The organism is Cupriavidus sp. FW305-F7 (assembly GCF_058782875.1).
On record NZ_JBYSYC010000070.1, the window covers coordinates 1 to 13,686 of the forward strand.

The window sequence follows — 13,686 nt, forward strand, 5'->3', positions numbered from 1 at the left end:
TCACGTAGCGCCGTAGGAATCCTCGTCCTTTCCGCCGTAAGGCGGCAGCCGAAGGCTGAGGACGAGGAGGATGTCAACCCGGTGTGAGCGGCCGGATAGCGCTTAATGCAACCGGCCCCGCGCCACCAGCATCGTCAACGGCCGCGCCAGCAGCGTGCTGGCCAGCGCCATCAGCAACAGCCCGGAAAACGCCGCAGTGCTGATGATGCGCGCGTCCAGCAGCACGGTTAGCACCACCACCTCGACCAGGCCCTTGGTCTGCAGCAGCGTGCCCAGTGCCAGCGATTCGCGCCAGCCCATGCCGGCGCGGCGCGCGGGCAGCGCCACGCCGGCCATCTTGCCGGCGATCGCGATGGCCAGCGACAGCGCCGCGATCCACAGCGTCATCGGGTTGTTCAGCGAGATCTCGGTGCGCAGCCCGGCGGCCAGGAAGAAGAAGGGCAGCAGCACCACCACCGTGACCGGTTCAAGCTGCTGGCGCACACGCTGCGCTTCGCGTGCGGGCCATACCAGCCCGGCGACGAAGCCGCCCATCACATGGTGCAGCCCGGCCAGTTCGCCTAGGAATGCCGAGGCCAGCACCAGGAACAGCGCCGTCGCTAGCAGCAGCTCGGTCTCCGGCGCGCGGCGGCGCAGCAGCCATGCCAGGGCGGGGCGCACCGCCAGGAACATGAACGCCAGGTAGGCACCGGCGCGTGCCGCCACGGTGAGGGCGCTGGCGCCGTCCTGGCCGCCATGCTGCAGCAGCACCAGGGTCAGGAACAGCCACACCCAGGCATCGTTGACGGCCGCGCAGCGCAAGGCCAGCTGGCCCAGGCGGGTGCCGGTCAGGTGCATTTCGCGCAGCAGCGCACCCAGCACCGGCAGCGCCGTGACGGCGGTGCAGATGCCCATGGCGCAGGCAAACCAGTAGGGGCTGGCCAGTTCCCCGGCGACCGGCCAGCCGGCCGTGGTCATATACCAGCCGGCAGCGGCCCCCAGCGCGAACGGCGCGGCAATGCTGCCCAGCGAGATCTGCAGGGTCGCGCGCCAGTGCGCGGGCACGCTGTCTTCGCGCAGGTGCAGGCCGGTCAGGAAGCAGAACAGCGTCACCGCCAGCCACTGCAGGCCGGACAGCATCGGCAGGCGGTCGGGCCCGAACAGCGCGGTCCAGCCCTGCGGCGCCAGCTGCCCGAACACCGATGGCCCCAGCACGATGCCGGCCAGCACCTGCACGCCGACCAGCGGAAACACCGAGCGCAGGCCGGCACCACGCCACAGCAGATAGGGCAGCGCGACCACCAGCATCGCCTGCAGGAAGAAGATGCTGACGCCGTTCATCGGACCACGCTGGCGACGACGCGCTTCATCCGAACATCCCGCCGTTGACCGAGATCACCTGGCGCGTGATATAGCCGGCGTCGGGCGACATCAGGAAGGCCACGGTCGCGGCCACTTCGTCGGGCGTGCCGAGCCGCCGCGCCGGGATCATGCGCAGCGCCTCGTCGCGCACGTGCTGCTCGACCATGTCGGTGTCGATCAGGCCGGGCGCCACGCAGTTGACCGTGATGGCGCGTTTGGCAAGTTCGATCGCCAGCGCCTTGGTGGCGCCGATGATGCCGGCCTTGGCCGCGCTGTAGTTGGTCTGGCCGCGGTTGCCCACCAGGCCCGAGACCGACGACAGCGTGACGATGCGCCCGGGCTGGCGCCGCTGCACCATCGGCATCACCACCGGGTTGAGCACGTTGTAGAAGGCGTCGAGGTTGGTATGCACCACCTCGTCCCATTCGGCGCCGCTCATGGCCGGGAAGGCCGCGTCGCGCGCCAGGCCGGCGTTGCATACCACGCCGTAGTAGCAGTCATGCGCGGCGATATCGGCCAGCAGCGCGGCGGCGGCTTCCTCGCGCCGTGCCACGTCGAAGCACAACACGCGGGCTTTGCGGCCGCAGGCGCGCACCGCGTCGGCGACGGAGTCGGCTTCGTCGCGGCGCGAGCGGCAATGCACCACCACGTCGTAGCCGTCGCGGGCCAGCCGCAGGGCGATGGCGCGACCGATGCCGCGCGACGAGCCCGTAACGAGCACGGTCGGATTGGTCATACCTGGTGTCCTTGAAAAAAGTCCTCTGCGGGCGCGGGCGCGAATGCGGAACGCATGCGGATGCGGCGCATCATACGCGGCAGAATTCTTCCAGCACCGCCAGCCGGCGGCGCGGCTCGGCCACGAAGGGGTTGCTGCGGTCCCACGCGTAGCCGGCCAGGATCGACGAGATCATGTCGCGGATCTCGGAGTTGGCATTGGGATGGAAGATCAGCTGCTGGAAGCGGCCTTCGTACCAGGCTTCGACAAACACGCGGAAGCAGTCCACGCCGGCCTTGAGCGGCTGGGCGAAGTCCTTGTCCCAGTCCACGGTGTCGCCGGCAAGCTGGCGCACCAGGCATTGCGCCGCCAGGCTGGCCGACTTGAAGGCGATGGTCACGCCGGACGAGAACACCGGGTCCAGGAACTCCCCGGCATTGCCGAGCAGCGCATAGCCGTTGCCCCACAACGACTTCACATTGGCCGAGTAGCCGGCGATCTGGCGCGCCGGGGTGTCCCACTGCGCGTTGCCGAGCAGCTTCGCCAGGCCGGGCTCCTCGGCCACCAGCGCCCGCAGCCGTTCGGTCTCGGTTCCGGTGTAGCGGTCCAGGAATGCTTTCTCGGCAACCACGCCCTGCGAGCAGCGGCCGTCCGAGAACGGGATGGTCCAGTACCAGACGTCCGGGTGTTGGGGATGCACGCTGATCAGGATCTTGTTGCGGTCGAAGGCGCCCGGCGCGATGCGGTCTTCCACGTGGGTGAAGAGCGCGCTGCGCACCGGGAAGCCCGACGGCGATTCCAGCTGCAGCAGGCGCGGCAGGATGCGGCCAAAGCCGGAGGCATCAAGCAGGAACTTTGCGCGCACCAGGTACCGGCTGCCGTCCGGCGCACGCACGGTCACCTCCGGCTGCGTGCCGCTGACGTCGACGTCCTCGACCAGGTGCGAGAAGCGCACCTCGGCACCCTGGCGCGCCGCTTCGCGGATCAGCACGTCGTCAAAGCGTGCGCGCTGCACCTGGTAGGTGGTGCCCCAGCCGGGCGAGAATTTCTCGCGGAAGTCGAAGGCGGTCTGCTGGTCGCCGCGCGAGAAGGCGGCGCCGTTCTTGTACTGGAAGCCCGCTTCCACCACCGCGCGCAGCATGCCTGCCTCTTCGATGTAGGCCATGCTCTGCGGCAGCAGGCTTTCGCCGATGGAAAAGCGCGGGAACGTCTCCTTCTCGATCACCAGCACCGGAATCCCATGCTTGCGCAGCAAGCCGGCCGCGACCGAGCCCGCGGGCCCTGCGCCGATGATGACGACATCCGTGGTTTCCGTTTTCATAAGGTTCGATTCTTCTCTTCTATTGCATGGGGAAGGCGGCGAGGGTCGGGAAAAGCGTCATCCTCACGCGGCAAACGCAAGAATATGACTGCAAATTGGCTCCCGTTGGCCGGCCTGCAACATATTGAAACCAATTCTCCCGGGCTGGATTATCGATGGGCCGCACAGAAAGCTACAGGGGGCCAGCAAGCTACGCCAACTCGCGGCAAAATGTGGAACTGTGGTCACAGCCTGCCATTTCCGCCTGTGCCCTTTGCTTCTACCACCCCGACGCCATCCCACCCCATCCGAAGGAGCCACCATGCCTGCCACAACCATGCCCTACAGCCGCCTCGGCGCCAGCAACCTGCGTGTTTCGGCACTTTGCCTGGGCACCATGATGTTCGGCGACCAGACCGATGAGGCCGAAGCCGCCCGCATCGTCGCCAGCGCGCGCGACCACGGCGTGAACTTCATCGACACCGCCGACGTATACACCAAGGGCGCGTCGGAGCAGATGGTCGGGCGCCTGCTGACTGCCAACCGCCACGACTGGGTGCTTGCCACCAAGCTGGGCAACGCGATGCAGGCGGCGCCCAACCACGGGCACTATTCGCGGGTCTGGATCCTGCGCGCGGTGGAGGACAGCCTGCACCGGCTGGCGACGGACTACATCGACATTCTCTACCTGCACCGCGACTATCCCGGCACGAACCTGGAAGAGGCGGTGCGGGCAATGGGCGACCTGGTGCGCAGCGGCAAGATCCGCTACTGGGCGGTGTCGAACTTCCGCGGCTGGCGCATCGCGGAAATCGCACGCCTGTGCGGCGAGCTGGGCGTGCCGCGCCCGGTGGCGTGCCAGCCCTACTACAACCTGCTGAACCGGATGCCGGAGGTGGAGATCCTGCCGGCATGCGAGCACTACGGGCTGGGCGTGGTGCCCTACAGCCCGGTGGCGCGCGGCGTGCTGACCGGCAAGTACGCGCCCGGGCAGGCACCGGGCGAGGGGACGCGCGCCGGCCGTGCCGACCGCCGCATGATGGAAACCGAGTTCCGCGAAGAATCGCTGGTGATTGCACAGCAGCTCAAGGCTCATGCCGAAGGGCGCGGGCTGACGCCGGGCCAATTCGCCACGGCGTGGGTGCTGGCCAACCCGATCATCTCGTCGGTCATTGCCGGTCCGCGCACGCTGGCGCAGTTCGAGGACTATCTGGGCGCGCCCGGTGCGGTCATCACGCCCGCGGAAGAATCGATGGTCGACGCGCTGGTGTCGCCGGGCCATGCCTCGACGCACGGCTACAACGACCCGGGCTACCCGTTCGGGGGACGACCCGTGGCACGCGCGCAGGCAGCCTGATGACCGTTTCGGGCAGGGGGCGCAATGTGGCGCAGGCGCTGCCTGGAGTGATGCCTGTATGCAACGGCACGATGCGCGTGCGCGCGCTTGCTGCAGGCTGCCTTTACTCCTACTAATATCAAGACAGGCGGCGCGCGGCGTGCGCGCGCCGCGAGAACATTGCGCTTCGAGCCGGTGCATGACAGCCGTTGCGCGCTGCATCGGCCCAACAGGGAAGCCCAAACGTGTCGCGTCGTGGCTGGATCTTCGCTGGCTTGGCGGTCGCCCTTGGTGGGGGCGCCTATGTCGTGTACAGCTTTGTCGCAAGCGAAGTGCGCAACTCGCACTTGCAGGCGCGGCTGATTGGCAGCCTGGGGCAGCGGCTGACATTCGAGATCCAGCCGGGTGCCAGCGACAGCATCCGTTTCCCGCATTCCGGCCCCTACGACGCCCGCATGGGCTACGGCCGCATGCCGCTGTTCGCGCAGCGGCTGGAGCAGCGCGGCTACGTGCCCGCCGAGCAGGCGCGCATGTCGCCCGACATGGTGCGGCTGATCGACGAAGGCCTGTTCACGCCCTACCGCGAGAAGAACCAGGCGGGCCTGCTGCTGCGCGACTGCAACGGGCTGACGCTGGCGTTCGAGCGTTATCCGCAGCGCCAGTACCCGGACTTCGGCGCGGTGCCGCCGCTGCTGATAAGCGCCTTGCTGTATGTCGAGAATCAGGGCCTGCTGAATCCGGAATACCCCAATATGAACCCGGCGCTGGACTGGCGCCGGCTGTCGCGCGCGGTGCTTGACCAGGTGATCCGGCTGGCCGACAAGTCGCATGACGCGCCCGGCGGCAGCACGCTGGCCACGCAGATCGAGAAATACCGGCACTCGCCCGAAGGCCGCACCGCGTCGATCCAGGAGAAATTCCGCCAGATGGCGTCGGCGTCGCTGCGCGCCTACCTGGACGGGCCCGACACCCAGCGTGCACGCGAGCGCATCGTGGTGGACTACCTGAACACCGTGCCGCTGTCGGCGCGCGAGGGCTTTGGCGAGATCAACGGCATCGGCGATGCGCTGTGGGTCTGGTACGGCGAGGATTTCGGCGAGGTCAACCGGCTGCTCAAGGACATGGACGTGCGCGCCCCTGAACCGCGCCAGGCGCAGGCCTTCAAGCGCGCGCTGTCGCTGATCATCTCGCAGCGCCGCCCGTCCTACCACCTGCGCCGCGACGATACCAACCTGGATGCGCTGACTGGCAGCTACCTGCGCCTGCTGGCGGCCAACAACATCATCACGCCCGAGCTGCGCGACGCGGCGCTGGCGCAGCCGCTGGACAAGGCCACGCCGCCGCAGCGCCCGCCGCAGGAGCCGTTTGTCACGCGCAAGGCCGTCAACCGCGTGCGCTCGGATATCACCCGGCTGACCGGGGTGGAGGGCCGCTACGACATGGACCGGCTCGACCTGACCGTGGACAGCACCATCAACCGCGAAGCGCAGCGCATCATCACCGAGACGCTGCAGCGCGTGAACAACAAGGCTGATGCGCGTGCCATGGGCCTGTACGGCCACAACCTGCTGCGCGACAACGACGACCCGTCGAAGCTGATGACCAGCTTCACGTTGTACGAGCGCGTGGGCAACGCCAGCGTGGTGCGCGTGCAGGCCGACAATATCGACCAGCCCTTCGATATCAACAGCGGCGCGCGCCTGAACCTGGGCTCCACGGCCAAGCTGCGCACGCTGGTGACCTACCTGGAGATCATCAGCGAACTGAACGCGCGCTACGCCGGCATGAGTCGCGACCAGCTGGCCGCCGTGCGTCTGGCGCGCCAGGATGCGCTTAGCCGCTGGGCGGTGGACTACCTGATGAAGGCGCGCAAGCCGGACGAGCGCGAGCTGATGCCGATGCTGGAGGCGGCGATGGAGCGCAAGTACTCCGGCAGTGCCGGCGAAGGCTTCTACACCGGCGGCGGCCTGCAGAGCTTCACCAATTTCGAGCGCTGGGAGGGTGAGCGCATCATGACCGTGCGCATGGGCTTCCAGCACTCGGTCAACCTGGTGTTCATCCGCATGATGCGCGACATCGTGCGCTATGAGATGTTCCATGCCAAGCCTGACATGGGCGACCTGTTCGAGGACCGCAACGCGCCCGGCCGGCGCGAGTACCTGGAACGCTTCGCCGACCAGGAAGGCAGCGCCTACATGACCGGTTTCTACCAGCGCTACCGCGGCAAGGATTCGGCGCAGCGCCTGGACACGCTGCTGGGCCGCGTGCGTATGACCATACCGCACCTGAATGCGGTGCGCATGTCGGTGACGTTGCTGAGTGCGCGGCCGACCCTGGATGAGGAAAGCTATGTGCGCATCATGCGCGCGCGCCTGGGCGACAAGCAGCTGGCCAAGGAAGACCTGCCGGCGCTGTACCGCAAGTACGGCAAGGACAAGTTCAACCTGAACGACCGTGGCTACCTGTCGCGGGTGCACCCGCTGGAGCTGTGGATGGTGGAGTACCTGGACCAGCACCCCAACGCCACGCTGTCGGAGATCCTGCGCGCCAGCACCGCCGAGCGCCAGGAAGTGTACAAGTGGCTGTTCAAGACGCACAGCAAGGCGGGCCAGGACAACCGCATCCGCACGCTGCTGGAGCAGGACGCCTTCGCGCACATTGCCCGGCGCTGGCAGCGGCTGGGCTATCCGTTCGATTCGCTGACGCCGTCCTATGCCAGCGCCATCGGCGCCTCGGGCGACCGCCCCGCCGCGCTGGCGGAACTGGCGGGCATCCTGATGTCAGGCGGGATGGCCACGCAGAACGCCGCGGTGTACAGCCTCGCCTTTGCCGATGGCACGCCCTATGCCACGCGCTACGTGCTGCAGCCGGCGCCGGGCAAGCGCCTGCTGCCGGAAGAAGTGACCGCGGTGGTGCGGCGCTCGATGATCGATGTGGTGGAAGGCGGCACCGCCAGGTCGATCCGGGGTGCCTTCACCATGCCGGGCCGCGATGGCACCACGCTGACGGTGGCGGGCAAGACCGGCACCGGCGATCAGCGGTTCCAGGTCTACGGGCCGGGCGGGCGGCTGATTTCATCGCGCTCGGTCAACCGCTCGGCGACCTTCGTGTTTACGCTCGGCGACCGCTTCTTCGGCACCGTGGTGGTCAATGCCAGGGAACCCTACGCGGCGCGCTACAGCTATACAAGCGCGCTGGCGGTCAGGGTGCTGCGCGCCATCGCGCCGCAGATCTCGGCGATGGCGCCAGGCGGCGACCGCGCACTGCTGCGTTGCCGCGATACGTCCCCAGGGCTGCGCGCCCCGCGCACGCCGACACTGACCGAGGCGGTGCCCGGCGCGCCGCTGGCCCAGGCACAGGTTGTGCCCAGGGTGTCGCCCGCGCCGGCCAATCCTGCCAGCCCGGTGCGCGCACCGGACACGCCGGCGCTGGCCGATGCGCAGGACGCCGCTGGCGTGCGCCGCGCCAGTCAGCCCTTGCGCCGGACCATGCCGTAGATCACCAGCAGCACGATCGCGCCAATCACTGACGCGATCCAGCCGGCCGGCTGGCCCGGCTGGTACCAGCCCAGGGCGCGGCCGACGTAGCCGGCAGCCAGTGAGCCCAGCACGCCCAGGACGATGGTCATGATCCAGCCCATCTTGTCGTCGCCGGGTTTGACCGCCCTGGCGATCAGGCCGACGATAAGGCCAACGAACACGGTGCCAATGAATGCCATCATGATGCGCTCTCCCGGCAGTGGTCTGAGTCCATGCCGGCCGCATGGGGCGGCCGGCTGCGCTTCATGATACACGCAGCACTCGGGTGCGTATGACGCTCAAGTGACAAGCGGCGGCGCTGCTGTCAGGCCTGCGCCAGCCGGAACTGGCCGACCGCGTGATGCAGCGCATCCGCCTGGTCTTCCAGCGAGGCCGCGGCGGCCGCGGCTTCTTCCACCAGCGCGGCGTTCTGCTGCGCCATCTGGTCCATCTGCGACACCGCCTGGTTGACCTGCTCGATGCCGCCGGTCTGCTCCTCGGTGGCCGCGCGCATCTCGGCCATCAGGTCGGTCACGCGCTTGACCGCGCCGACGATCTCGTCCATCGCCTTGCCCGCGCTTTCCACGAGCACCGCGCCGTCGTCGACGCGCTGCGCTGAGTTGCCGATCAGCGCCTTGATCTCCTTGGCGGCGGTGGCGCTGCGCTGCGCCAGCGTGCGCACCTCGCCGGCCACCACCGCGAAGCCGCGGCCCTGGTCGCCGGCACGCGCCGCTTCCACGGCCGCATTGAGCGCGAGGATGTTGGTCTGGAAGGCAATGCCCTCGATCACGCCGATGATGTCAACCACCTTGCCCGAGGCGTTCTTGATCTCGCCCATGGTGTCCACCACCTGGCTGACGATGGTGCCGCCGCGCACCGCAATGTCCGACGCGCCTTCGGCCAGGTGGCTGGCCTGGCGCGCGTTCTCGGCGCTCTGGCGCACGGTGCTGGTGAGCTGCTCCATGCTGGCGGCGGTTTCCTGCAGCGACGTGGCCTGTTCTTCGCTGCGGCGCGACAGGTCGGCGTTGCCCGCGGCGATCTGCTTGGCCGCGCCAGCGATCGAATCGGCCGAGCCGCGGATGCTGCCGATCGCGCCGGTCAGGCGCGCCTGCATGCGCTGCATCGCATAGAGGACGCTGTGCTCGTCGCCGGGGCGCACCTCGACCTGGCTGCCGAGGTCGCCTTCGGCAATGCGGCCGGCGATGTGCGCCGTGATGGCGGGCTCGCCGCCCAACTGGCGCTGCAGGCTGGCCGCCACGCGCACCATCACCAGCGACATCAGCAAGCCAACTCCCAGCAGGATGCCAAACGCCTTCATCAGCTCGGCGCGGAACGCCGCCTCGATGTCGTCCAGGTACAGGCCCGCGATGAAGTTCCAGTCCCACGGGCGGAAGTTGGCCACGTAGCTCAGCTTGGGCTGCGGCGCCTCGGCGCCGGGCTTGGGCCACAGGTATTCGATAAAGCCCTTGCCAGGCCCTTTGCCGATCTCGGCGATTTCGCGGAAGAGGTAGACGCCGTTGGGGTCCTTGGTGCCTTCCATGGCCTTGCCGTTCATCTCCGGCTTGAACGGGTGCATCAGCACCACGGTGTCCGAGCGCATCAGCGTGAAATAGCCATCGCTGCCGAAGCGCATCGCGCGCACGCGCTCGATGGCCTGATTCCTGGCCTCGTCCTGCGTCAGCTTGCCGGCCTTGGCCAGGGCCTCGTACTCGGCCACCACCGAGAACGCGGTGTCGGTGACGTGGGCCAGGTCCAGGCGCCGCTCTTCCATGCGTAACGTGCGGATCTGCCAGGCGTTCCACAGCGTGATGCCGAGCAGGCAGACCCAGCTCAGCACCAGCGGCAATAACAGCTTCTTCTTCAGGCTCAGGTTGTGCAGCATTGCTTCCACTCCTCCATTTTCCGCGCTCGGCGCGTTTCTCATCGGCGGCACGCCGGCGGCGCCATGCATCGGTGGCGCCTGTCGCATGCGTGCGGGTCATCGCCTTAACGGCGGGGGAGGCAGCTAACTTGATTGGGGTAAATTCACCCCTTCGGGGTGATATGGTTAATTGGTTGCATCGTGCCGACATGCTTGTACTTTGTACATCTCTTCCAGCGATTCAGATCGCCGACGACAAGTGATCCCGTCCCGCTGCTTTACGTTGTAATGCGCTGTAACCCAACGCCCTCCCCGGATCGTTTGCGATTTCAAATGCGAACGATTATCCTTCTCTCTTCCGCACAGTCATTGTGCAGACAATGGCACACCTGAGCGCTATGTGATGCGCACAAGGGGCGCTCCAGCTATCCGTACACAGGGCAAGACCGGGCCGCGACTGGGCTGCGCCCGCCGACCAACCGCAATGACCGAAACCCAGCCGGCCTCCGGCCAGCAGCGCCGTGCCTTCTGGCTCAAGCATCTCCACCAGTGGCACTGGATCAGTTCCGCGATCTGCCTGATCGGGATGCTGCTGTTTGCCGTCACCGGCTTCACGCTCAACCACGCCGCACAGATCGAGGCCAGGCCCGCGGTCGAGACCCGCCACGCCACCATGCCCACGCGCGTGCTCGACCAGGTGCGAGCCGAAGCGCCGGCGGGCGATGCCCAGGCGCGTGAAAAGAAGGCGCCGGTGCCGGCGGTGCTGGCCGACTGGCTGGCGCAGGCGCTGGACATCGACGCCAGCGGGCGCGAGGCCGAATGGTCCGCCGACGAGATCTACGTGGCGCTGCCGCGCCCGGGCGGCGACGCCTGGGTCAGCCTGGAACTCGACAGCGGCGAAGCCCAGTACGAGAAAACCACGCGCGGCGCCATCTCTTACCTGAACGACCTGCACAAGGGCCGCAACACCGGCGCTGCGTGGAGCCTGTTCCTGGATGTGTTCGCGCTGGCGTGCCTGGTCTTCAGCGTAACCGGCCTGTTCCTGCTCAAGCTGCATGCGGCCGGGCGCGTGGGGACCTGGCCGCTGGTGGGGCTGGGACTGGTGGTGCCGGTGCTGCTGGCGATCCTGCTTATCCATTGAATCAACCGTTCCAACCGTTCCAACCGTTTTCCTTCCTGCATCTCACTGACGAGGTTTCTCCGATATGCGCCGACTGCTCTCCGTCACCCTGACCGGCATGGCCGCGGTTCCCCTGGCCGGCCCCGCGCTGGCCGCGGATCTCAGCGTCAAGGTCGACATCCCGCGCCTGACCGTGGCCGAGTACCACCGCCCCTACGTGGCGATGTGGGTCGAGCGCGCCGACCAGAGCCCGGTGCAGACCCTGGCGGTCTGGTACGACGGCAAGCTCAAGGACGGCGAAGGCACCAAGTGGCTCAAGGACATGCGCCAGTGGTGGCGCAAGGCCGGCCGCGACCTGCACATGCCGGCCGACGGCGTCTCCGGCGCCACGCGCGCGCCGGGCGAGCACAGCGTGAGCTTCAGCGACGGCAAGGCGCCGCTGGGCAAGCTGCCCGCGGGCAACTACCAGCTGGTGGTGGAAGCCGCGCGTGAAGTGGGCGGGCGCGAGCTGCTGCGCGTGCCGTTCACGTGGCCGCCGCAAGCCGCACAGACCGCCCGCGCCAAGGGCGAACACGAACTCGGCGGAGTGACCGTCGAACTGAAGCCGTAATCCTTCCGGAGCCAGACGATGAAACCTTCCCTTATTTCCGCCGCGTCTTCCCGCATGGCCACCCGCGTGGCCGTGCTCGCCCTGGCTGCCCTGGCCCCGCTGGCCGCGCACGCGCACCGCCAGTGGCTGCTGCCGTCGGCCACGGTGCTGTCCGGCAGCGATCCGTGGGTGACCGTGGATGCCGCAGTCTCCAACGACCTGTTCTACTTCGAGCACGTGCCGATGCGGCTCGACAACCTGCAGGTGACCGCGCCCGACGGCAGCGCCGTCAAGGCCGAGAACGCGGCCACCGGCAAGTACCGCAGCACCTTCGACCTGCACCTGACTCAGCCCGGCACGTACCGCGTGGCGGTGGTCAACAACGGCCTGTTCGCCAGCTACAAGGTCGACGGCCAGGCCAAGCGCTGGCGTGGCACCGCCGAGAACTTCGCCAGGGAAGTCCCGGCCAATGCGCAGGACCTGCAGGTCACCCAGGCCGAAGGCCGCATCGAATCCTTCGTCACCGCCGGCAAGCCCAGCGACAAGGGTCTGCGCACCGTCGGCCGCGGCCTGGAACTGGCGCCGATCACGCACCCGAACGACCTGGTCGCGGGCGACACCGCCAGCTTCCGCCTGCTGCTCGACGGCAAGCCCGCCAGCAACCTGAAGGTCTCGGTGGTGCCGGGCGGCATCCGTTACCGCGACCAGCTGCAGGAGTTCAGCGCCACCACCGACGCCGACGGCAAGTTCAGCGTCAAGTGGCCGGCCGCTGGCATGTACTGGATGGAAGCGGAGGTGAAGGACGACAAGACCACCTTCAAGCAGGCCAGGTCGCGCCGCGCCGTCTATGCGGTGACGGTGGAAGTGCTGCCGCAATAAGCCGGATGCCGGGTTTGAACCGCGTCCTGGTCCCCGTTGCGCTGACCGCGCCGCCGCAGCCGCCCGCCGCCGACACGCGGCTGCAGCGCTGGGGCGGCGTGACCATGGGCACGACCTGGTCGGTGGCGGCGCTGCTGCCGCCCGCGGCGGATGCTCACGGCATCGCCGCCGGCATCCAGGCCGTGCTCGATGGCGTGATCACGCAGATGAGCAACTGGGAAGCGGATTCCGACCTGAGTCGCTTCAACCGCGCGGCGCCGGGCAACTGGCACGCGCTGCCGGATGATTGCTTCGCGGTGCTGCAATGCGCGCTGCAGGTGGCGCGCGACAGCGGCGGCGCCTATGATCCGAGCGCCGGCCCGCTGGTGGACCTGTGGGGCTTCGGCCCCGCCCCGGCGCGCAGCGCGCCACCGTCGCCAGACGCGGTGCAGGCCACGCGCAGCCGCTGCGGCTGGGCCCGCATCGAAGTCGATGCGGCGGGCCGGCGCGCCCGGCAGCCAGGCGGCCTGTCGCTGGACTTCTGCGCCATCGCCAAGGGCTTTGCCGTCGACGCGGTAGCGCGCTACCTGTGTGAACAGGGCCTGGACCACCACCTGACTGAGATCGGCGGCGAACTGCGCGGCCATGGCGTCAAGCCCGACGTCATGCCGTGGTGGGTCGCGCTGGAATCACCACCCGGCCTGGACAGCGATGCCGCGGGGCAGACGCGGGTGGCGCTGCACGGCCTGTCCGTCGCCACCTCCGGCGACTATCGCCGCTATTTCGACAGTGACGGTCGCCGCTACGCCCATACCATCGATCCGCGCACCGGCTATCCGGCCAGCCACGCGCTGGCCTCGGTCACGGTCATCCATGGGCAGTGCATGCTGGCCGATGCGCTGTCCACCGCGCTGACCGTGCTGGGCCCGGAGGCCGGCATGGCGCACGCGCGCCGCCACGGCATTGCTGCGCGTTTCCTGGTGCGCACGCCGGACGGCTTCGACGAACATCTGTCGCCGGCCTTTGCCGCGATGCTGGCATGAGCGCG

11 protein-coding genes are annotated in these 13,686 nt (G+C 68.3%); 6 read left to right on the forward strand and 5 right to left on the reverse strand.

What is annotated here, in order from left to right; genetic code table 11:
• Window positions 1-102 precede the first annotated feature (102 nt).
• The 3 genes from AC3WL8_RS37055 to AC3WL8_RS37065 form a co-directional block, all read right to left on the reverse strand.
• A complete protein-coding gene (locus tag AC3WL8_RS37055) occupies window positions 103-1,320 on the reverse strand; it encodes a cation:proton antiporter (RefSeq protein WP_492379989.1) in 1,218 nt (405 codons plus the stop codon).
• 25 nt (window positions 1,321-1,345) lie between these two features.
• A complete protein-coding gene (gene fabG / locus AC3WL8_RS37060; RefSeq protein ID WP_011617927.1) occupies window positions 1,346-2,077 on the reverse strand; it encodes a 3-oxoacyl-ACP reductase FabG in 732 nt (243 codons plus the stop codon).
• Window positions 2,078-2,147: 70 nt separating this feature from the next.
• Window positions 2,148-3,377 carry an NAD(P)/FAD-dependent oxidoreductase gene (locus AC3WL8_RS37065; RefSeq protein WP_013954025.1) on the reverse strand — a complete coding sequence of 410 codons (1,230 nt, stop codon included), beginning with the start codon at window positions 3,375-3,377 and terminating at the stop codon, window positions 2,148-2,150.
• Between the two features lie 301 nt (window positions 3,378-3,678).
• On the opposite strand from AC3WL8_RS37065, the gene AC3WL8_RS37070 reads away from it, so the two are divergent.
• Together AC3WL8_RS37070 and AC3WL8_RS37075 are read left to right on the forward strand one after the other, a co-directional pair.
• Window positions 3,679-4,713 (forward strand): aldo/keto reductase, encoded by a 1,035-nt coding sequence (locus tag AC3WL8_RS37070; RefSeq protein WP_211979494.1) that lies wholly within the window; start codon window positions 3,679-3,681, stop codon window positions 4,711-4,713.
• A 224-nt stretch (window positions 4,714-4,937) separates the two neighbouring features.
• Window positions 4,938-8,189, forward strand: a complete 3,252-nt coding sequence (locus AC3WL8_RS37075) for a transglycosylase domain-containing protein (RefSeq protein WP_013954023.1) — start codon at window positions 4,938-4,940, stop codon at window positions 8,187-8,189.
• On the opposite strand, the gene AC3WL8_RS37080 is transcribed toward AC3WL8_RS37075, so the two are convergent.
• The gene (locus AC3WL8_RS37080) at window positions 8,162-8,413 is read right to left on the reverse strand and encodes a GlsB/YeaQ/YmgE family stress response membrane protein (protein WP_013954022.1); all 252 of its coding nucleotides are present in this window, start codon (window positions 8,411-8,413) and stop codon (window positions 8,162-8,164) included. The genes AC3WL8_RS37075 and AC3WL8_RS37080 overlap by 28 nt on opposite strands.
• 122 nt (window positions 8,414-8,535) lie before the next feature.
• Window positions 8,536-10,092, reverse strand: coding sequence for a methyl-accepting chemotaxis protein (locus AC3WL8_RS37085; RefSeq protein ID WP_211979493.1), 1,557 nt, complete (start codon window positions 10,090-10,092; stop codon window positions 8,536-8,538).
• A gap of 463 nt (window positions 10,093-10,555) precedes the next feature.
• Here AC3WL8_RS37085 and AC3WL8_RS37090 point away from each other — a divergent pair, with 463 nt between their 5' ends.
• The 4 genes from AC3WL8_RS37090 to AC3WL8_RS37105 all read left to right on the forward strand — a co-directional run bounded on the left by AC3WL8_RS37090 (window position 10,556) and on the right by AC3WL8_RS37105 (window position 13,681).
• Window positions 10,556-11,212, forward strand: coding sequence for a PepSY-associated TM helix domain-containing protein (locus AC3WL8_RS37090; RefSeq protein ID WP_153956600.1), 657 nt, complete (start codon window positions 10,556-10,558; stop codon window positions 11,210-11,212).
• 64 nt (window positions 11,213-11,276) lie between these two features.
• Window positions 11,277-11,801 carry a DUF2271 domain-containing protein gene (locus tag AC3WL8_RS37095; protein WP_013954019.1) on the forward strand — a complete coding sequence of 175 codons (525 nt, stop codon included), beginning with the start codon at window positions 11,277-11,279 and terminating at the stop codon, window positions 11,799-11,801.
• 18 nt (window positions 11,802-11,819) lie between these two features.
• A complete protein-coding gene (locus tag AC3WL8_RS37100) occupies window positions 11,820-12,659 on the forward strand; it encodes a DUF4198 domain-containing protein (protein WP_013954018.1) in 840 nt (279 codons plus the stop codon).
• 5 nt (window positions 12,660-12,664) lie between these two features.
• Complete coding sequence (locus tag AC3WL8_RS37105) at window positions 12,665-13,681, forward strand: FAD:protein FMN transferase (RefSeq protein ID WP_013954017.1); 1,017 nt, start codon at window positions 12,665-12,667, stop codon at window positions 13,679-13,681.
• Window positions 13,682-13,686: the final 5 nt, after the last annotated feature.